Here is an 18,657-nt window from a genome sequence, read left to right as displayed (position 1 = left end):
GTGGTCCGCGGTCGGGAAACGTAGACTGGACCTGGTGGTCGTGCCCGGCACCTTCGGTGGCAGGTGATGCGCGATGACACAGGACGGCCGGTGGAGACTGCATCTGCGGCGCACCCTGGACGGATTGTGCCCGGTCGTGTTCCGCGAGCTGACCGACCCCCGGGAACTGGCCCGCTGGTGGGGCCCGGACGGGTTCACCATCCCGAGTGTGGACAGTGACCTCCGCCCGGGTGGTGCCTACCGGATCGCGATGCGGCCCCCAGAGGGTGAGCTGTTCCACCTGGTGGGCGAGTACATCGAGGTCGAGCCCCCGGTGGGCCTGTCATACACCTTCCGCTGGGAGGAACCCGACCCCGAGGACCGGGAGACGGTGGTGACGCTGACGCTTCACGACATCGACACCGCGCGGTCCGAGCTGGTCCTCGACCAGGGTGACTTCGCCACGGAGCGGCGGAGGGCACTCCATGAGGAAGGCTGGAGTCAGAGCCTCGGCAAGCTCGGGGAACTGCTCGCGGCACCATGGGACTGATCACCCTCCACATGGCTGACCAGCACTGCCCACCGGGACCGTTCAGGCGGGCAGCTTCGTGTCGATCACGCAGCTGATCTCGACCGCCTGTCCCGGGAAGGTGAGTTCGGTGACGCCCAGAGCCGTGCTGACCGGGCGATGGGCGCCGAAGTAGGCCCGGTTGCCCTCCGCCACCACGTCGGCGTTCTTCACCAGGTCCACCATGTACAGCGTCTGGGAGACGATCTGGTTGCGCGTGACGCCGTAGTGGGCCAGCACCTTGTCGATGTTGGCGTAGGTCCCCGCCAGCTGAGTGGCGATGTCGTCCGCGGGGTCAAAGCCGCCCGTCTCGTCGAACGAGAGCTGTCCGGAGACATGGATCAGATCGCCGGACCTGATCGCCTGCGCGTAGCCGAAGTGACCCTCGGCCGGGATGCCGTGGTCGTAGACATCGATCGTGGTCATGGTCGTCGCCCTTCCGTTCCTTCCGCCGAGCGCGCGGTCACGCTCTCTTGCGGTTACTCGGAAACCGTAGGAGAGTCTGTGCCGACCTGGAAGAACGCACTTTTCAGTGACTGGGGAACCCGATGGTGACCAAGCAGGTGAGGGACGGCCTGCCGGAGAACGCGGACCTGCGGCGGGCCGACTCCCTGGCACGGGAGATCTTCTCGGACGTGGCCAACAAGTGGGCGCTGCTGATCATCGAGGCCCTCGGTGAACGCACGCTGCGCTTCAGCGAGTTGCGCGACGAGGTGGAGGGCGTCAGCCACAAGATGCTCACCCAGAACCTGCGGATGCTGGAGCGCAACGGCCTGGTCGACCGGAAGGTGTACCCCACCGTGCCGCCGAAGGTCGAGTACACGCTCACCGAACCGGGCCGGGCCCTGCGCGCCACGGTCGACCTGATCTGCGGCTGGACCAACCAGTACCTCGGGCACATCGAGTCGGCGCGCGGCCGGTTCGACGCCTGACCGGCCGGGGCGTCAGCCGGCGACGAGTTCCCGCACCTGCCGCCGGGCCGGAGCCTTCTCGACCCGCGAGGTCCGGTACAGCCACAGCACATCCCGTCCGAACGACCACAGCAGCAGGCCCAGGGCCAGGGCCGCGACCGCGAAGTTGGCCGCGTACGGCAGCAGGTCGGCGCCCGCCAGCAGCAGAAGCACGCCCTGGAGCGCGGCGACGGTCTTGCGCGCGGTGCTCGGCGGGAGGGCTGCGGTCAGCCAGGGCCAGACCCGCGCGGCGGCGACGAAGACGTACCGCATGCCGCCGATCAGCAGCACCCACGGGCCCAGTCGCATCGACACGTACACACTCAGCACCAGGATCAGAAACGCGTCGACCTCCATGTCGAAGCGCGCGCCGAGCGGGGTCGAGGTGCCGGTGCGGCGGGCGACCTTGCCGTCGACACCGTCGAGGATCAGGGCCACCGCCGTCAGGCCCACGAACAGCGAGACGGGCGGGGAGCTCTGGAAGGAGTCCGCGACCAGCGCGGTGACCCCGCCGACGAGGGTGGCCCGGCCGAGGGTGACCCGGTTCGCCGCGCCGAACGAGCGCAGCCGGGAGCGGTGCAGGGCCCGGGAGAGCACCGCCCAGGTGGCGATCGCGAACGCGAGGCCGGTCAGCCAGCCCGCCGGGCCCATCCCGATCGCCGTACCGATCAGGGCCAGCAGAAGGATCTGCGCTCCCGCCCCCACGGCGGTCTCCTGCTGTACGAGCCTCGCGTCGTAAGTGTTGTTCAGGGCCACCGAACACCCTCCGGCCGTGTGACAGAGTCGATCAACGCCGCTACCTTGTGCGCGGCCTGTGCACCCCTCGGTACGCAAGCCGCTTCCCGATCGTTCAGGAGGACTTCGATGAAGCACACCGGACGTGCGTTCTGGATCGATTCGCCCGGGCGGGGCGGCATCCGGGACGTCAGTCTGCCGGACCCCGGCGAGGGCGAGGTGCTGGTCCGCACGCTGTTCTCCGGCGTGAGCCGGGGCACGGAGACGCTGGTCTTCCGCGGCGGTGTGCCCGCGAGTCAGCACACCGCCATGCGGGCGCCGTACCAGGAGGGCGACTTCCCGGGCCCGGTGAAGTACGGCTACCTCAACGTCGGTGTGGTGGAGGAGGGTCCCGGGACCCTCGTCGGCCGTACGGTGTTCTGCCTCTACCCGCACCAGACCCGCTACGTCGTCCCGGCGAGCGCCGTCACGCCCGTACCGGACAGCGTGCCGGCCGAACGGGCCGTGCTCGCGGGGACCGTGGAGACCGCCGTCAACGCCCTGTGGGACGCCGCGCCCCTGGTCGGCGACCGGATCGCCGTGGTCGGCGGGGGCATGGTCGGCTCCTCGGTGGCCGCGCTGCTCCCCCGGTTCCCCGGCGTCCGCGTCCAGCTGGTCGACGCCGACCCGGGCCGGGCCGGCATCGCCAAGGCCCTGGGCGTCGGCTTCGCCTCTCCCGAGGACGCCCTCGGCGACTGCGACCTGGTCGTCCACGCCAGCGCCACCGAGCAGGGCCTCGCCAGGTCCCTGGAACTCCTCTCCGCCGAGGGGACCGTGCTCGAACTGAGCTGGTACGGCGACCGGCCGGTGAGTGTGCCGCTCGGCGAGGCCTTCCACTCCCGGCGCCTCGTCATCCGCTCCAGCCAGGTCGGCACCGTCTCCCCGGCCCGGCCGCACCGCACCTACGCCGACCGGCTCGCCCTCGCCCTCGACCTGCTCGCCGACCCGGCCCTCGACGCCCTCGTCACCGGCGAGTCCGCCTTCGAGGACCTGCCGGACGTGCTGCCGAAGCTCGCCTCCGGCGAGCTCCCCGCGCTGTGCCACCGCGTCCGCTACGGCGAGAGCGCCTGACCTGAGAAAAGACGTACCCGAGGCTGAACAGGGGAAGGGAGGGAGCCGTAATACACGGCATCCCCGGCACATGGAGCGGGGGAGCAGACGCGCCGCACCTGGAGGGTCGTCCGTTGTTCAGCATCACCGTCCGCGATCACATCATGATCGCCCACAGCTTCCGTGGCGACGTCTTCGGACCGGCGCAGCGCCTCCACGGCGCCACGTTCCTCGTGGACGCCACGTTCCGGCGCGAACAGCTGGACGAGGACAACATCGTCGTCGACATCGGCCTGGCGACCCAGGAACTCGGGGCGGTGGTCAGCGAGCTGAACTACCGCAACCTCGACAACGAGCCCGACTTCGCCGGTGTCAACACCTCCACGGAGTTCCTCGCCAAGGTCATCGCCGACCGGCTCGCCGAACGCATCCACAAGGGCGCGCTGGGCGAGGGCGCCAAGGGCATCGCGGGCCTGACCGTCACCCTGCACGAGTCGCACATCGCCTGGGCGAGTTACGAGCGTGCGCTGTGACCGACACGACGATCGAACGGCCCGGGCAGAGCGGACCGGCGCCCGCGCGGCTGAACTACGTTCCCGTGCAGCACGCCACCCTGAAGAACGCCGAGATCATCCCCATGTCCCTGCGCACCGTGCACTTCGTGCTGCCCGGCGGCGTCGACGACCCGGCGACGCCGAGCGGCGGCAACGCCTACGACCGGCGCGTCTGCCTGGACCTGCCGGGCTTCGGCTGGCAAGTGACCAAGCACGCCATGGCCGGTGACTGGCCCCGGCCCGGCGCGGCGGCCCGTACGGAACTCGCCCGCGTCCTGGGCGGCTTGCCCGACGGTGCCGTCGTCCTGCTCGACGGGCTGGTCGCCTGCGGCGTCCCGGAGATCGTCGTGCCGGAGGCGGAACGGTTGCGCATGGTCGTCCTCGTCCACCTCCCGCTCGGCGACGAGACCGGGCTCGACCCGGCCGTGGCCGCGGAACTCGACGCCAAGGAGCGGGCGGTGCTGCGGGCGGTGCCGGCGGTGGTCGCCACCAGCGACTGGGCGGTCCGCCGTCTGGTCGCCCACCACGGGCTTCCCCCGGAGCGGGTGCACGTCGCCGCCCCCGGCGCCGACATCGCGCCGCTCGCGCCCGGCACCGACGGTGTCTCACGGCTGCTGTGCGTGGCCGCCGTGACCCCGCGCAAGGGGCAGCACCGGCTCGTGGAGGCGCTGGCCACCGTGACCGACCTGCCGTGGAGCTGCGTGTGCGTCGGCAGTCTCACCCAGGACCCGGAGTACGTCGCCCATCTGCGGTCCCTCATCGCCGAGCACGGCCTTCAGGACCGGCTGGAGTTGGCGGGAGCGCAGACGGGCGCCGCGCTGGACGCCAGTTACGCCACCGCCGACCTGATGGTCCTCACCTCCTACGCCGAGACGTACGGCATGGCCGTGACCGAGGCCCTGGCGCGCGGCATCCCGGTCATGGCCACGGACGTCGGCGGACTGCCCGAGGCGGTCGGACGCGCCCCCGACGGCGGCGTGCCCGGCATCCTCGTCCCGCCGGAGAACCCGGCCGCCATCGCCGCGGAGCTGCGCTGCTGGTTCGGCGAGGCCGACGTACGCCGTCGCCTCAAGGGCGCCGCCCGCAGCCGCCGCGCTGCCCTTGGTGGCTGGGCGGCGACCGCACAGAGCCTGGCGGCGGTACTGCGCCGGCTCCCGACCGACCCCCGGAGGGCCGCATGACGAACCCGGTGACGACCCACCAGACCGGGACGATCCCGGCCCAGCCCGGCCCGAGGGAGGCTGCCGAGTCGATGAACGACGCGATGGCGGACAGGACCCCGAACAGCAAGCCCGGGCCTGCCCCGTCGGCCCGTTCGGCGGAAGCGGTGTTGCCGGGCGTGGGGCCCGGCGGGCCGGCCGCCTGGTCGGCGGGCGCCGCTGCTCCGGGCGTGGGTGGTGGGCAGTCGGCCCGGCCGGCGGATGTGGTGGTGCCGGGCGTGGGCTCTGGCGGGCGGGCCGGCCGGTCGGCGGACGCCGAGGTCCCGGGCGTGGGCGCCGGCGGGCCGGCCGCCTGGTCGGCGGACGCTGCGGTCCCGGCCGTGAGCTCCGGTGGGCCGGCGGACGCCGTGGCTCCGGGCGTGGGTTCCGGTGGGGCTGTCGGAGCGGCGGATGCCGAGGTCGTCGGCTCGGGGATCGGTGGTCGGTCCGGGCCAGGGCAGGCCGCAGGCGTGGTCATCCCGGGGGCCGGGCCCAGTGGGGATCCCGGCGCGCGGCCCACCGTGAAGCTGCGTGAGGCCGACCCGGACGATCCGCCCCGTTACGCGCCCGAGTGGCTTCAGTTGCGGGAGCCGGCCGATGCCGCCGCGCGGGCCCACGATCTGCTCGATCCCCTGCGGATCCGGCTCGCCAACCTGCCGGGCAGGTCCGGCGGGGTCGTCATCCACGACCTCGGGTGCGGTACCGGCTCGATGGGCCGCTGGCTCGCCCCCTGCCTGGACGGCGCGCAGCACTGGATCCTGCACGACCGCGACCCCTATCTGCTGCACTTCGCCGCCGTCGCCTCTCCGCGCTCCGCCGCCGACGGCAGCCGCGTCACCGTGGAGACGCGGCGCGGTGACGTCGCCCGCCTCACCGCGGACGCCCTGCACGGCGCGTCCCTGGTGACGGCGTCCGCACTGCTGGACGTCCTCACCCGTGAGGAGATCGACACCCTCGCCGTCGCCTGCGCCGGAGCCGGCTGTCCCGCCCTGCTCACCCTGTCCGTCGCCGGCCGCGTGGAACTGACGCCGTCCCACCCGCTGGACTCCGAGATCGCCCAGGCGTTCAACGACCACCAGCGCCGTGACGGTCTGCTCGGTCCCGACGCGGTGACGGCGGCGGCCGAGGCGTTCTCCGAGCACGGCGCGACGGTACGGCTGCATCCCAGCCCCTGGCGGCTCGGCCCCGAGCAGGCCGCGCTCACCGAGCAGTGGCTGCGCGGCTGGGTCGGCGCCGCCGTCGAGCAGCGCCCCGACCTGCGCGCCCGCGCCGACGCCTACCTGGCCGAACGCCTGGCCGCCTGCACCGCCGGCCAGTTGCGCGTCACCGTCCACCACACCGACCTCCTGGCCCTGAACCGCCCGGCGGGCGGAGCGTCATGAGCCCGCAGGCGACGGGAACGACGGCGGTGCCACGGGGTGCGCCGACGGCCGTGTGCGAGCGGCCGGCGCCCGTCGAGGCGCAGTGGCTGCCGGACACCGGCGGTGACGCGGGTCCGTCCACCGAGTCGGCCGTCCCCTGCGGCGACGCGGCCGACGCCGACGCCGCTTCGGCTCCCCGTCGCCCGATCCGTACCGCCCTCGCCCGCCTGGGCTCCCCGAAGGTCCGTACGCATCTCGGCACCGTCGCCGGCGTCGTCATCCTCGGCGTACTGCTCTGGCGGCTGGGCACCGGCGTCTTCCTGGACGGGCTGGCCCGGATCGACGCCGTGTCGGTGCTGCTCGCGCTCGGGATCGGGCTCGTCACCACCGTGTTCAGCGCGTGGCGCTGGGCGCTCGTGGCCCGGAGCCTCAGGATCAGGCTGCCGTTCGGGCCGGCCGTCGCCGACTACTACCGGGCGCTGTTCCTGAACGCCGCACTGCCCGGCGGTGTGCTCGGCGACGTGCACCGGGCGGTACGGCACGGCCGGAGCGAGGGGGACGTACGGCGCGGTGTGAAGGCCGTCGTCCTCGAACGGGCCGCCGGACAGATCGCGTTGTTCGCCGTCGGCGCCGTGGTCCTGCTGACCATGCCGTCCCCGGTGCTGGACCGGGCGCGGCACATCGCCCCGCTCGCGGTCCTGGCCGCACTCGGCGCGGTCGCCGTCGTCCTCGCCCTGCGGATGAACCGCGCGGCGCCCTCCCGCCGGGGCCGGGCGCTGCGCGCCGTGCTCGCCGAGGCCCGCGAGGGGCTGCTGTCCCGCCGCAACGGGCCCGGAGTCGTCGTCTCCTCCGTGGCCGTCCTGGCGGGCTACGTCGCCATGTTCGTCCTCGCCGCCCGCGTCGCCGGAGCCGCCGCCTCCGTGGCCGTACTGGTGCCGCTCGCGGTCCTCGCGCTGCTGGCCATGGGCCTGCCGCTGAACGTCGGCGGCTGGGGACCGAGGGAGGGCGTCACCGCCTGGGCGTTCGGCGCCGCGGGCCTGGGCGCCGGCCGGGGACTGGCCGTCGCGGTCGTCTACGGGGTGCTCAGCCTCGTGGCCAGCCTGCCCGGCCTGATCGTGCTGGTCGCCCGCTGGTACGCGGGCCTGCGGGGCAGGTCCCGGCGGGCGGCCTCACCGGCCCCCGGACCCGGTCCCGGTCCCGCGGCCGTGCCCGACTACCCGTCGGAGGCCAGCAGCGAGAAATACGCCCCGAAGGAATCCGCCAGGCTCGCCAGGAGTTCCTTCCCCTTTTCCGCCGAACCCAGCGAAGGACGGCCGATGACACCGGAATCGGTATAGCCGGACATGCCGAGGGTGAGCAGATGACGCCGGTCGTCAGCGACGAAATCGGAAGTCTCATAACCGGGTCGGAGCATTTCGGGATGAGCGTGCAGAAGGATGGAGGTCTCTATTTCCCCCGCGTGCATGTCGGTGAGCAGCGAGGCGACCACACCCGCCCGCTCCCGTGCCGCCTCCCAGTCCTCCGGGGCCGGGAACAGCGCCATCCGCTCGCCGCGGGCGGAGGATTCCTGAACGACGTTGCCCAGTACGTAGTTTCCGCCGTGCCCGTTGACCACCACCAGGGCGTCGACGCCGGACCGGCTCAGCGAAGCCGCTATGTCCCGTACCACCGCATGAAGGGTCACCGAGGAGATGCTCACGGTCCCCGGCCAGGCCGCGTGCTCGTGCGAGCACGAGATCGTCACCGGAGGAAGGAGGTGCACCGGGTACGCGCCGGCTATCTCCCGCGCGACGGCACAGGCGACGAGCGTGTCGGTCGCCAGCGGGAGATACGGACCGTGCTGCTCGAAGCTCCCCACGGGAAGCACCGCGACCTGCCGTGAGACACCGGCGCCCCGCGTCCGTACGTCTTCCGTGGTGTCCGCCGGCACCAAGTCACTCATAACGTCACGGCCTTTCGTCTCTGCTTAGGAACTCGAGAATCATGACAGAAAAAATTGGCGTACTCGGCAAGAAGGCACCGCAGCGGACCGGCGTGGAACGCGTCGTGAATGCGCCCTTGCCCACCGTGTACGGGAAATTCCAGGCGGTCGGCTACCTGGACCACGACCGCGGCGACGAACAAGTGGCGCTGGTCTACGGCGACCTCGGCACCGACGACGTGCTCATCCGGCTGCACTCGGAGTGCCTGACCGGCGACGCCTTCGGCTCCCAGCACTGCGAGTGCGGCGACCAGCTCGACGCCGCCCTGCGCGCGGTCGTCGCCGAGGGCGCCGGTGTCGTGGTCTACCTCAGAGGGCATGAAGGCCGCGGCATCGGCCTGCTCGCCAAGCTGCGCGCGATGGCCCTCCAGGCGGAGGGTCTGGACACCGTCGAGGCCAACCTCGCCCTCGGCCTGCCGGTGGACGCCCGCGACTACGGTGTGGCCGCCCGGATCCTGGAGGACCTGGGCGTCAAGTCCGTCCGCCTGATGTCCAACAACCCGCGCAAGCGCGAGGCGCTGGTGGACCATGGCATCGAGGTCGCCGAGCAGGTGCCACTGCTGATACCGCCGTGCGAGAACAACATCACCTATCTGCGGACCAAGCGGGAGCGCCTCGACCACCACCTGCCCCACCTCGACGCGGTGGTCAGCTCCTCCTGAGAGGCCGGGGCGGATCCGGAGCCCCTCGACGTGACCTGGGCGCATTCGTGCGCGACCCCCGGGCGGGCCGCGTACGCTGCGGGGACGTCCGCCCCTTGAGCGCCGGCCCTCAGCGGCCGGCGCCTCACGTCACGGAGGCCCACCTGGTATGACCGAGCTCCATCTGTGGCTGCGCCACGAGGCCCGAACAACCGAGCGACGCACACCGGTCGTGCCCGACGACGCCCGGCGGCTCGTCGGGAACGGAGTGGCACTGACCGTCGAGGACTCCCCGCAGCGGGTCTTCCCGATCGAGGAGTACGAGGCGGCCGGCTGCCGTGTCGCGCCCGCGGGGTCCTGGGTGTCGGCCCCGCCGGACGCCGTCGTGCTCGGCCTGAAGGAACTGCCCGGGGAACCGGCCGAACTGACCCACCGGCACATCTTCTTCGGGCACGCCTACAAGGGCCAGCCCGGGGCGGCCGGACTGCTGCGCCGGTTCGCCGCCGGGGGCGGGGCGCTGTTCGACCTGGAGTACCTGGTCGACGACACCGGGCGGCGCCTGGCCGCGTTCGGGTTCTGGGCCGGCTACCTGGGCGCGGCCCTCGCGGTACTCCAGCACCGCGGCCGGCTGCGGGCACCGCTCACGCCCACCACGAAGGAGGCCCTGGACGAGACGCTGAAGCCCGCCGCGGACGACGCCGAGTTCACCGGCCTGGTCATCGGCGCCCTGGGACGCAGCGGCCGCGGTGCCCGCACGGCCTTCGCCACCGCCGGTACGGATCCGACGTGCTGGGACCTCGCCGAGACCCGCGACCTGGACCGCCGCGCCCTGCTGGAGCACGATGTGATGGTGAACGCGGTGCTCGCCACCAGCCCGGTCCCGCCCTTCCTGCGCGAGCAGGACCTCGACACCCCTCAGCGCCGCCTGCGCACCCTGTGCGACGTGACGTGCGACGTCGGCTCCCCGCTCAACGTCCTTCCGGTGTACGACGAGACCACCGACTGGGACGAGCCCGTCCGCCGGCTGCGCGCCCAGCCCCCGCTCGACCTGATCGCCATCGACAACCTGCCCTCACTGCTGCCGCTGGAGTCCAGCGCCGACTTCTCCGCCGCGCTCCTGCCCCACCTGCTCGACTTCGGCGTCACCGGGCCCTGGGGACGCTGTCTGGAACGGTTCCGTCAGGCCTGCCGTGAACACGGCCTGGACCAGGGGGAGATCCTTGACCACTGACCTGATAGCCGCGAGCGGCACCGTCCACTGGATCGGCGCCGGACTGTCCACGGGCAGCGGTCTGGCGGCGCTGTGCGACACCGCCGAGCGCGTACGGCTCTGGCACCGCACCGAGAGCCGCGCGGCCGCCGCACTCGACCGGCTGGGCCTCGCCGGACGGGCCGAGCCCCGCGCGTACACGCTGCCCGCCCTCGCCGCCGAACTGGCGCCCGGCGACGTCGTCGTCTCCATGCTGCCCGCGCCGGAGCACGCGCCGCTGCTCGCCGAGTGCGTCCGGCTCGGCGCGCACTTCGCCTGCTCCAGCTATGTCTCGCAGGCGGTCCTCGACCAGGTGCCCGCCGCCGGGAAGGCCGGGGTCGTCGTCCTCGCCGAGGCCGGGCTCGACCCGGGCATCGACCACCTCTTCGCCCACGCCCTCGTCGCCCGGGCCCGGGAGGCCATCGGCGAAGAGACACCCGCCGCGTACACCTTCACGTCGTACTGCGGCGGCGTCCCGGCCGTCCCGAACGACTTCACGTACCGCTTCAGCTGGGCACCGGCGGGGGTCCTGGGCGCGCTGCGCTCCCCGGCCCGTTACATCGAGGGCGGCGCCGAGACGGTCGCCGACCGCCCCTGGGAGGCGACCCGGCGGCACATCGTCGACGGGGAGACCTTCGAGGTCTACCCCAACCGCGACAGCGTCCCCTTCGTCACGCAGTACGGACTGCCTCACGCCTGGACACCGCGCACGTTCGTACGCGGCACCCTGCGTCTGGAGGGCTGGCTGCGCGCCTGGGACGGCGTCTTCGAGGAGCTGAAGCGGGGCGACGACGCCCGGATCGGCGCCCTGGCCCAGGAGTTGGCCGCCGCCTACCCCACCACGGACGACGACCGCGACCGGGTCGTCCTCGCCGTGTCGCTGGACGTCCGGGCCGAGACCGGGCGGACCTGGGCGGGCGGGTACCTCCTGGACCTGGTGGGCGACGCGCGGGAGAGCGCGATGGCCCGCTGCGTCTCGCGCACCCTCGCCCTGGGTGTCCGCCACGTCCTGGACGGCTCGCTGCCGCCGGGCCTGAACCGGGCCGCCGGGACGGCGGCCCGGTCCGCACAGTGGCTGAGTGAACTCGCGCGGGACGGCGTGGAGTTCACGTTCCACGCCGACCGGTAACGGCGGATCTGCCCGACACGGCCTCGTGCACGAACCTCTTGAGGTCGCGGAACACCGTGTGGGACGTCCTGGGCCGCACCTGCGTCATGAACTGCACCGTCAGGTCCCGGCCCGGGTCGACCCAGAACGTCGTCGTGGCCACGCCGCTCCAGCCGTAGGCGCCGAGCCCGGAGGGCGCCCGGGTGCGGGACGGGTCGATCACCACGGAGACGTTGAGCCCGAAGCCGACGCCCTCGTTGCCGGGCTCGTCATGGGCCGGGCGGCTGCCGAAGGCACGCAGATCGGCGCCGTCGGGCAGGTGGTTGCGGGTCATCAGGTCCACCGTCTCAGGGGCGAGCAGCCGGACTCCGTCGAGCTCGCCCCGGCGGCGCAGCATCTCCATGAAGCGGTGGTAGTCGTGGGCGGAGGCCACCATGCCGCCACTGCCGGACAGGAACCGCGGCCGGCCGCCGCGCAGCGGCAGCCCGGGGATCCGCTCGATGCGCCCGCCGCCCTCCTTCTCCCCGTACATCTCGGACAGCCGGGGCGCCTGCTCGTCCGTGACGTGGAAACCCGCGTCCGTCATGCCGAGCGGGCGGAAGATCCGCTCGGCGCAGAACACGTCGAGCGGCTGCCCCGACACGACCTCGACGACCCGGCCCAGCACGTTGCTCGCCACCGAGTAGTTCCACTGCGTGCCCGGCTCGAACTGCAACGGAAGACTCGCGTACAGCTCGATCGTCTCGGCCAGGTCCGCGCCCGGCCGCACCGACGACTCCAGACCGGCCTCGCGGTACAGGGCGTCCACCGGGTGGGTGTGGTAGAAGCCGAAGGTCAGGCCCGAGGTGTGGGTCATCAGGTGCCGGACGAGTATCGGGCCGGTGGCCGGGCGGGTTCTGACGTCGGCCCCCGAGCCCTCGACGTAGACCCGGGGGCCGGCGAAGGCCGGCAGGTGGTCGGCGACCGGGTCGTCCAGCGACAGCCGGCCCTCCTCGACCAGGAGCAGCGCGGCGGCCGCGGTGACCGGTTTCGTCATGGAGTAGACGCGCCACAGCGTGTCCGGTTCGACGGGCCGCCCGGCCGCGATGTCGCGCAGGCCGTGTGCCGTGAGGTGGGCGACGCGTCCGCCGCGCGCGACGGACACGAGGAAGCCCGGCAGCCGGCCCTCCTCGACGAGACCGGCGAAGTGCCGGTCGAGGCGGCCCAGCGCCTCCGGATCCAGTCCGGCCTCATCCGGGTCGACCTCTTGTCGCAGCTGTGCCATCGCTCGTCCTCCGTCGCGCTCGTCGAGGTGAGATCCGGCATACCCCGACCGGACCGCCTCAGACCTCATCCTCGTGCAGGAACCATTCCTGATCACGTGGAACGGTGACGTGAGCCGACTCGTGCACGTCGAGTCCTAGGTTCCGGGGCGCAGGACCGATGGCCGATGCCGGGGCGGCGGTCGGCTCCCTAGGCTGCGAGGCGGATCGCCGCCGCAGACCAGGACGCCACGAGAAGAGGTCGCCATGCCCGTGAACGGTCGCAGCCACATCCGGATCGCCCGTCCCTCCCGTGACCTCGCGGCGGCCGAGCGGTTCTGGCGCGAGGGGCTCGGGCTCGATGTCGTGTGGCGGTCCGAGAGCGGATCCGAACCGGGCCGTCACGACCTGCTGATGCTCGGCTGGCCCGACGCCGACTGGCATCTGGAACTCGTGCACGAGCCCGCCCGGCCGGTGGAGCCGCGCCCCACCGAGGAGGACCTGCTGGTCGTCTACGCCGACGACCCGGTCCCGGACGACCTGATCGCCCGCCTGGAGCGGCACGGCGGCAAGCGGGTCGCCTCCCCCAACCCCTACTGGAACGAATGGGGCGTCACCGTCGAGGACCCGGACGGCTATCGCCTGGTGCTGTGCCGCCGGGGCTGGTCCAACAGCTGACGAGACCCCGCCGGGCCCGCGAGGACCCGGCGGGAAGGGGTTCCGGGCTCAGGCCGTCACCTTCTCCGGCTCCGAGGTCGCCCGCGCGGGGCGTTCCCCCAGTGCCTCCGTAGGAATCCGGTGCGTCTCGCGTGCCGACAGCGCCGCGATGACCGGCGGGACGCACAGGGCCGCCGTGAACAGCGCCACCGCCGACCAGTCGTCGCCGCCCGGGCCCGCGATCCGCGCGGCGAACGTCACCGCGAAGCCCGCGGCGGCGAAGCCGATCTGCGTGCCGATGGCCACGCCGGACAGCCGGACCCGGGTCGTGAACATCTCGCCGTAGAAGGCGGGCCACACACCGTTCGCGGCGCTGTAGACCACCCCGAAGCAGAGGATGCCCAGCAGGAACGTCAGCGGGTACGAGCCCGTGGACACGGCCCACAGGTACAGGAACATCGTCACTGCGCTGCCGGCCGCGCCGATCAGGTACACCGGGCGGCGGCCGATCCGGTCGGACAGCGCGGCCCACAGCGGGATGGCGGCGAGCGCCACGACGTTGGCAAGGGCCCCCACCCACAGCATCGCGGTACGCGACATGCCGACCGCGTCGCTCGTGGCGTACGCCAGTGCCCACACCGTGAAGACGGTGCTGACCGAGGCGATGAGCGCGCCCCCGATCACCCGCAGTACGTCCGCCCAGTGCTCGCGCAGCAGCACGACCAGCGGCATCCTGACGACGCCCTCCCCGGCGGCCTGCCGGGAGAAGGCCGGGGTCTCGTCCAGCCTGCGCCGGATGACCCAGCCGACGACGGCGACCACGACGCTCAGCCAGAACGGCACGCGCCAGCCCCAGGACAGCAACTGGTCCTCGGGCAGGGCGGCGACGGGGATGAAGACCAGCGTGGCCAGCAACTGGCCGCCCTGCGTGCCGCTGAGGGTGAAGCTGGTGAAGAAGCCGCGCCGGTTGGGCGGCGCGTGTTCCAGCGTCATGGAGTTGGCGCTTGCCTGTTCGCCCGCCGCCGAGATGCCCTGGAGCACCCGGCACAGCACCAGCAGGACCGGGGCGAGCGTGCCGACCTGGTCCCGGGTCGGCAGACAACCGATGAGGAACGTCGACAGGCCCATCAGCATCAGCGTGAAGACCATGATCTTCTTGCGGCCGAGCTTGTCGCCGAAGTGCCCGAGCACCAGGGCGCCGACCGGGCGGGCGGCGTACGCGACGCCGAACGTGGCCAGCGACAGCAGGGTCGCGGTGGCCGGGTCGGACTCGTCGAAGAACACCTCGGGGAAGATCAGCGCGGCGGCGCTGCCGTAGAGGAAGAAGTCGTAGTACTCCAGCGCACTGCCGATCCAGGCGGCGGTCGCGGCTTTCCTGGGCTGACCGGGCGGGGCTGCGGCCCCTCGGGGCGTGGCGGGGACGGACACGGCGGCTCCTTCGGGGGCTCCACCCTGGGCGGAGTGAGCAGGCTCTAATTAACCCACTGGATAGTTAGTAGACGGTGGCTAGGGATGCTGCGCCCGTGTGCCGTCGGTGTCAAGGGGTCGTGCGCCGGACCTCCGTTGCCGGGCGTTCAGTCCGCCGCGCGCTCCGCCGTCAGGTAGGCGATCACCATGTCGCCCAGCATCGTGCGGTAGTGCGCGCGCTGCTCCGGGGCGACCAGATCACGGCCGAACAGCGCGCCGAAGGTGTGCCGGTTGGAGACCCGGAAGAAGCAGAAGGAGGAGATCATCGCGTGCAGGTCGACGGCGTCGACGTCCGCCGTGAACAGCCCCGACCTGCGGCCCTCCTCCAGGATGCGGCGAATCACGTCCAGGGCGGGGGAGCCGATCCGCCCCAGCTTCTCGGAGGCGGCGATGTGCTGCGCCCCGTGGATGTTCTCGATGCTGACCAGGCGGATGAAGTCCGGGTGTTGCTCGTGGTGGTCGAAGGTCACCTCGGCGAGGCGCCGGATGGCCGCCACCGGGTCCAGGTGCTCGACGTCGAGCTGCTGCTCGGCCTCCCGGATCACGCCGTAGGCCCGCTCCAGCACGGCCGTGAACAGCTGTTCCTTGCCGCCGAAGTAGTAGTAGATCATCCGCTTGGTGGTGCGGGTGCGGGCGGCGATCTCGTCCACCCGGGCCCCGTCGTAGCCGGCCCGGGCGAACTCCTGCGTGGCGACGTCGAGGATCTCGGCCTGGGTGCGGGCGGCGTCACGGACGCGCTCGCGCTCGCCAGGACGTGCCGGTTCTTCGACGCTGGTCATCAGGTTCCTTCGGGCGGAGGGGCCGGTGCCGGTGATTCTAGGAGCAGGGCCCTCGTCCCACCGGGGCTTCCCGTGGTCGAGCTCGGCTGATATAGCTAACGTACTGGTTCGTACATTACTGAGCCGCTCGGGAGGCCCGTGTGCCCAAGGACTCGTATCTGGCCGGACTGATCGGTTCCGGCATCGGCCCGTCGCTCAGCCCGGCGCTGCACGAGCGGGAGGGCGACCGGCAGGGCCTGCGCCTTGTGTACCGGCTGATCGACATCGACCCGCTCGGGGTGCCGCCCGAGGCGGTGGGTGATCTGGTGCGGGCCGCCCGCGACCTCGGGTTCGACGGGCTCAACATCACGCACCCCTGCAAGCAGCTCGTCCTCGAGCACCTGGACGCGCTCGCCCCGCAGGCCGAGGCGCTGGGCGCGGTCAACACCGTCGTCTTCGAGGACGGCCGCGCGGTCGGCCACAACACCGACGTCACCGGTTTCGCGGCGTCCTTCGCGCGCGGGCTGCCCGACGCGCGGCTGGAGCGGGTGGTACAGCTGGGCGCCGGCGGCGCGGGCGCGGCCGTCGCGCACGCCACCCTCACCCTCGGCGCCGAGCGGGTCACCGTCGTCGACCCCCTGCCCGAACGGGCCGCCGCCCTGGCCGGCTCCCTGAACCGCGCCTTCGGCCAGGGCCGTGCCGCCGCCGCGACCCCGGACCGGCAGGCGCGGCTGCTCGCGCACGCCGACGGCGTCGTCCACGCCACGCCCACCGGCATGGCGGCCCACCCCGGCATGCCCCTGCCCGCCGAACTGCTCCACCCCCGGCTGTGGGTCGCCGAGGTGGTCTACCGCCCGCTGGAGACCGAACTGCTGCGCACCGCCCGCGCGCTGGGCTGCGCCACGCTCGACGGCGGCGGCATGGCCGCCTTCCAGGCCGCCGACGCGTTCCGCCTGTTCACCGGCCGGGAACCCGACGCCGCGCGGATGCTGGCGGACCTGACCGAACTGGCCGGGGCCATAGGGGCACGCAACTAGAAAGGGACACCGACGTGCGTACGTCCATCGCCACCGTCTCCCTCAGCGGGTCCCTCACCGGAAAGCTCACGGCCGCGGCCCGGGCCGGGTTCGACGGGGTGGAGATCTTCGAGAACGACCTGCTGGCCAGCCCCCTCACCCCCGAGGAGATCCGCGCCCGCTGCGGCGACCTCGGCCTCTCCATCGACCTGTACCAGCCGATGCGGGACATCGAGGCCGTCCCCGAGGACGAGTTCGCCCGGAACCTGCGGCGGGCCCGGCACAAGTTCGAGCTGATGCGCAGGCTCGGCGCCGACATGGTCCTCGTCTGCTCCAGCGTCTCCCCGCAGGCCCTCGACGACGACGCCCTGGCCGCCGAGCAGCTGAGCCGGCTCGCCGACCTCGCCCGGGACCACGGGATCCGGGTGGCCTACGAGGCGCTCGCCTGGGGGCGGCACGTCAGCACCTACGACCACGCCTGGCGCATCGTCGAGTCGGCCGATCACCCCGCGCTCGGCACCTGCCTGGACAGCTTCCACATCCTCTCGCGCGGCTCTGAACCCAAGGACCTCGAAGGCATTGCGGCCATCCCCGGCGAGAAGGTCTTCTTCCTCCAGCTCGCCGACGCCCCGCTGCTCGCCATGGACGTCCTCCAGTGGAGCCGCCACTACCGCTGCTTCCCCGGCCAGGGCGGCTTCGACGTCGCCGGGCTGCTGCGGCACGTGCTGCGCACCGGCTACGACGGCCCGCTCTCCCTTGAGGTGTTCAACGACGTGTTCCGGCAGGCCGAGGCCGGTCCGACCGCCGTCGACGCCCGGCGTTCCCTGCTGGTCCTCCAGGAGACGGTGGGCCGGGCCGCCCTGCCCGAGCCCGTCGTCCCCACCGGCGTCGCCTTCGCCGAGCTGGTCACGCCCGACGCCGAGCCCCTCACCGCCCTGCTCGGCGCCCTCGGCTTCGCCCGTACCGGCCGTCACCGCGGCAAGCCCGTCGCCCTGTGGGAGCAGGGGGACGCCCGGATCCTCGTCAACACGGGGCCGATGGTCCGCCGGGACGGTACCCAGCTCGCCGCGATCGGATGGGAGTCACCGGACCCGGCAGCGGCGGCCCGGCGTGCCGAAGCGCTGCTGGCGCCCGTCCTGCCGCGCCGCCGGGCCACCGGGGACGCCCCGCTCGACGCGGTCGCCGCGCCCGACGGCACGGAGCTCTTCTTCTGCGCCACGGGCCGTGCGGGCCTGCCCGACTGGCGGACCGACTTCGAGGACACCGCCCCGGCCCCCGGGCCCGTGGGTGTCCGCGGCATCGACCATCTCGCCCTGACCCAGCCCTGGCACCACTTCGACGAGGCGGCCCTCTTTTACCAGGGTGTGCTCGGCCTGCACGCCCAGGAGAGCGTGGACGTCGCCGACCCCTACGGTCTGCTGCGCAGCCGTGCCGTGACCAACGCCGACGGCAGTGTCCGGATCGCCCTCACCGTCGGCGCGGCGCCCACGGACGACACCGTCCACGCCCAGCACATCGCCCTGGCCACCGACGACGTGGTCGCCTCGGCCCGCCGCTTCCGGGAGGCCGGCGGTGCTCTGCTGCCCGTCCCGGCGAACTACCACGACGATCTCGCCGCCCGCTTCGAGTTCGCCCACGGCGAGCTGGAGACCTACCGCGACCTCGGCATCCTCTACGACCGTGACGCCCACGGGGTCTTCCGCCACTGCTACACCCGCACCGTCGGCCGGGTCTTCTTCGAACTGGTCCAGCGCGACGACGGCTACCGGGGCTACGGCGCCCCGAACGCCCCCGTCCGGCTGGCGGCACAGCACACGGCACGGGCACTCACCGGCGGGTGAGCGCGGATCTGTCCCGTGAGACGAGGACGTGCGCCGGCGTCCGTGACCAGCCGTCAGGACCGGCGGCAGCAGGCGGGAGCGCGGAAGATCGGGGCGCGGCGTCTCTCCGGCCCCGGGCTGCCGGGTGTGGCGCGATGACGGCGCTGCCCGGCGGGTGGGACCTGGCGGGTTCCGTGCGCGGCGCGGGTTGATGACGCCGCTCACGGGCACCGCCCGGCGCCCGGCTTTGCGTGGTCGTGCGCGGCGCGGGTTGATGACGCCGC

At 72.8% G+C, this 18,657-nt stretch carries 18 protein-coding genes and 1 pseudogene; 13 read left to right on the top strand and 6 right to left on the bottom strand.

The features are described from left to right. The first annotated feature begins 73 nt into the window (after nucleotides 1-73). On the top strand, nucleotides 74-529 hold the full coding sequence (locus ACFZDA_RS14385; protein WP_391079929.1) for an SRPBCC domain-containing protein: 456 nt from the start codon (nucleotides 74-76) through the stop codon (nucleotides 527-529). A 42-nt stretch (nucleotides 530-571) separates the two neighbouring features. Here the strand turns inward: ACFZDA_RS14385 and ACFZDA_RS14380 are convergent, their stop codons facing one another. After that, the gene (locus ACFZDA_RS14380; protein ID WP_391079926.1) at nucleotides 572-973 is read right to left on the bottom strand and encodes a Rid family hydrolase; all 402 of its coding nucleotides are present in this window, start codon (nucleotides 971-973) and stop codon (nucleotides 572-574) included. Between the two features lie 122 nt (nucleotides 974-1,095). Between ACFZDA_RS14380 and ACFZDA_RS14375 the strand changes: the two genes are divergently transcribed. Further along, complete coding sequence (locus tag ACFZDA_RS14375; RefSeq protein WP_391079922.1) at nucleotides 1,096-1,479, top strand: winged helix-turn-helix transcriptional regulator; 384 nt, start codon at nucleotides 1,096-1,098, stop codon at nucleotides 1,477-1,479. Nucleotides 1,480-1,491: 12 nt separating this feature from the next. On the opposite strand, the gene ACFZDA_RS14370 is transcribed toward ACFZDA_RS14375, so the two are convergent. Beyond that, nucleotides 1,492-2,253 (bottom strand): CDP-alcohol phosphatidyltransferase family protein, encoded by a 762-nt coding sequence (locus tag ACFZDA_RS14370; RefSeq protein ID WP_391079919.1) that lies wholly within the window; start codon nucleotides 2,251-2,253, stop codon nucleotides 1,492-1,494. Between the two features lie 108 nt (nucleotides 2,254-2,361). On the opposite strand from ACFZDA_RS14370, the gene ACFZDA_RS14365 reads away from it, so the two are divergent. The 5 genes and pseudogenes from ACFZDA_RS14365 to ACFZDA_RS14345 form a co-directional block, all read left to right on the top strand. Further along, nucleotides 2,362-3,342, top strand: coding sequence for a zinc-binding alcohol dehydrogenase (locus tag ACFZDA_RS14365; RefSeq protein WP_391079916.1), 981 nt, complete (start codon nucleotides 2,362-2,364; stop codon nucleotides 3,340-3,342). 113 nt (nucleotides 3,343-3,455) lie between these two features. After that, the gene (locus ACFZDA_RS14360; protein ID WP_030843501.1) at nucleotides 3,456-3,854 is read left to right on the top strand and encodes a 6-carboxytetrahydropterin synthase; all 399 of its coding nucleotides are present in this window, start codon (nucleotides 3,456-3,458) and stop codon (nucleotides 3,852-3,854) included. Next, on the top strand, nucleotides 3,851-5,056 hold the full coding sequence (locus ACFZDA_RS14355) for a glycosyltransferase (protein ID WP_391079913.1): 1,206 nt from the start codon (nucleotides 3,851-3,853) through the stop codon (nucleotides 5,054-5,056). Before ACFZDA_RS14360 ends, ACFZDA_RS14355 begins: the two co-directional genes overlap by 4 nt. 452 nt (nucleotides 5,057-5,508) lie before the next feature. Beyond that, nucleotides 5,509-6,456, top strand: coding sequence for a class I SAM-dependent methyltransferase (locus ACFZDA_RS14350; RefSeq protein ID WP_391080174.1), 948 nt, complete (start codon nucleotides 5,509-5,511; stop codon nucleotides 6,454-6,456). After that, a pseudogene (locus ACFZDA_RS14345) lies at nucleotides 6,453-7,484 on the top strand (lysylphosphatidylglycerol synthase transmembrane domain-containing protein); the annotation flags it as partial. The gene ACFZDA_RS14350 and the pseudogene ACFZDA_RS14345, both read left to right, overlap by 4 nt. Nucleotides 7,485-7,648: 164 nt before the next feature. Here ACFZDA_RS14345 and ACFZDA_RS14340 read toward each other — a convergent pair. Then, nucleotides 7,649-8,377, bottom strand: coding sequence for a creatininase family protein (locus ACFZDA_RS14340; RefSeq protein WP_391079910.1), 729 nt, complete (start codon nucleotides 8,375-8,377; stop codon nucleotides 7,649-7,651). A 41-nt stretch (nucleotides 8,378-8,418) separates the two neighbouring features. Here ACFZDA_RS14340 and ribA point away from each other — a divergent pair, with 41 nt between their 5' ends. From ribA to ACFZDA_RS14325, 3 genes are all read left to right on the top strand, one after another. Continuing rightward, complete coding sequence (gene ribA / locus ACFZDA_RS14335; RefSeq protein WP_391079907.1) at nucleotides 8,419-9,078, top strand: GTP cyclohydrolase II; 660 nt, start codon at nucleotides 8,419-8,421, stop codon at nucleotides 9,076-9,078. 148 nt (nucleotides 9,079-9,226) lie between these two features. After that, a complete protein-coding gene (locus ACFZDA_RS14330) occupies nucleotides 9,227-10,288 on the top strand; it encodes a saccharopine dehydrogenase (protein ID WP_391079904.1) in 1,062 nt (353 codons plus the stop codon). Next, nucleotides 10,278-11,435, top strand: coding sequence for a saccharopine dehydrogenase C-terminal domain-containing protein (locus ACFZDA_RS14325; RefSeq protein WP_391079901.1), 1,158 nt, complete (start codon nucleotides 10,278-10,280; stop codon nucleotides 11,433-11,435). The genes ACFZDA_RS14330 and ACFZDA_RS14325 overlap by 11 nt, the downstream gene beginning before the upstream one ends. Here the strand turns inward: ACFZDA_RS14325 and ACFZDA_RS14320 are convergent. Then, entirely contained in the window at nucleotides 11,413-12,678 is a 1,266-nt protein-coding gene (locus tag ACFZDA_RS14320) for a serine hydrolase (protein WP_391079898.1), read from the bottom strand. The genes ACFZDA_RS14325 and ACFZDA_RS14320 overlap by 23 nt on opposite strands. Before the next feature lie 244 nt (nucleotides 12,679-12,922). Between ACFZDA_RS14320 and ACFZDA_RS14315 the strand changes: the two genes are divergently transcribed. Further along, nucleotides 12,923-13,333, top strand: a complete 411-nt coding sequence (locus ACFZDA_RS14315) for a VOC family protein (protein WP_391079895.1) — start codon at nucleotides 12,923-12,925, stop codon at nucleotides 13,331-13,333. Nucleotides 13,334-13,381: 48 nt separating this feature from the next. Here ACFZDA_RS14315 and ACFZDA_RS14310 read toward each other — a convergent pair whose 3' ends face one another. Together ACFZDA_RS14310 and ACFZDA_RS14305 are read right to left on the bottom strand one after the other, a co-directional pair. Next, nucleotides 13,382-14,740, bottom strand: a complete 1,359-nt coding sequence (locus ACFZDA_RS14310; RefSeq protein ID WP_391079892.1) for an MFS transporter — start codon at nucleotides 14,738-14,740, stop codon at nucleotides 13,382-13,384. Between the two features lie 146 nt (nucleotides 14,741-14,886). After that, the gene (locus ACFZDA_RS14305; RefSeq protein ID WP_391079888.1) at nucleotides 14,887-15,558 is read right to left on the bottom strand and encodes a TetR family transcriptional regulator; all 672 of its coding nucleotides are present in this window, start codon (nucleotides 15,556-15,558) and stop codon (nucleotides 14,887-14,889) included. 140 nt (nucleotides 15,559-15,698) lie between these two features. On the opposite strand from ACFZDA_RS14305, the gene ACFZDA_RS14300 reads away from it, so the two are divergent. Further along, complete coding sequence (locus tag ACFZDA_RS14300; RefSeq protein ID WP_391079885.1) at nucleotides 15,699-16,574, top strand: shikimate dehydrogenase; 876 nt, start codon at nucleotides 15,699-15,701, stop codon at nucleotides 16,572-16,574. A 14-nt stretch (nucleotides 16,575-16,588) separates the two neighbouring features. Next, on the top strand, nucleotides 16,589-18,394 hold the full coding sequence (locus tag ACFZDA_RS14295; RefSeq protein WP_391079882.1) for a TIM barrel protein: 1,806 nt from the start codon (nucleotides 16,589-16,591) through the stop codon (nucleotides 18,392-18,394). Nucleotides 18,395-18,657: the final 263 nt, after the last annotated feature.

Origin of the sequence: Streptomyces sp. NPDC007991 (genome assembly GCF_042958445.1) — a bacterium.
Lineage (GTDB): Bacteria > Actinomycetota > Actinomycetes > Streptomycetales > Streptomycetaceae > Streptomyces.
The sequence above is the reverse complement of the archived record's forward strand: the minus strand, read 5'-3'. Positions and strand labels throughout refer to the sequence as shown.

Excerpts from the sequence above, each read along its gene's own strand:
- ACFZDA_RS14385 (WP_391079929.1), top strand. The coding sequence starts at position 74 with ATGACACAGGACGGCCGGTGGAGACTGCATCTGCGGCGCACCCTGGAC.
- ACFZDA_RS14380 (WP_391079926.1), bottom strand. The coding sequence starts at position 973 with ATGACCACGATCGATGTCTACGACCACGGCATCCCGGCCGAGGGTCAC.
- ACFZDA_RS14375 (WP_391079922.1), top strand. The coding sequence starts at position 1,096 with ATGGTGACCAAGCAGGTGAGGGACGGCCTGCCGGAGAACGCGGACCTG.
- ACFZDA_RS14365 (WP_391079916.1), top strand. The coding sequence starts at position 2,362 with ATGAAGCACACCGGACGTGCGTTCTGGATCGATTCGCCCGGGCGGGGC.
- ACFZDA_RS14340 (WP_391079910.1), bottom strand. The coding sequence starts at position 8,377 with ATGAGTGACTTGGTGCCGGCGGACACCACGGAAGACGTACGGACGCGG.
- ribA (WP_391079907.1), top strand. The coding sequence starts at position 8,419 with ATGACAGAAAAAATTGGCGTACTCGGCAAGAAGGCACCGCAGCGGACC.
- ACFZDA_RS14330 (WP_391079904.1), top strand. The coding sequence starts at position 9,227 with ATGACCGAGCTCCATCTGTGGCTGCGCCACGAGGCCCGAACAACCGAG.
- ACFZDA_RS14320 (WP_391079898.1), bottom strand. The coding sequence starts at position 12,678 with ATGGCACAGCTGCGACAAGAGGTCGACCCGGATGAGGCCGGACTGGAT.
- ACFZDA_RS14315 (WP_391079895.1), top strand. The coding sequence starts at position 12,923 with ATGCCCGTGAACGGTCGCAGCCACATCCGGATCGCCCGTCCCTCCCGT.
- ACFZDA_RS14305 (WP_391079888.1), bottom strand. The coding sequence starts at position 15,558 with ATGACCAGCGTCGAAGAACCGGCACGTCCTGGCGAGCGCGAGCGCGTC.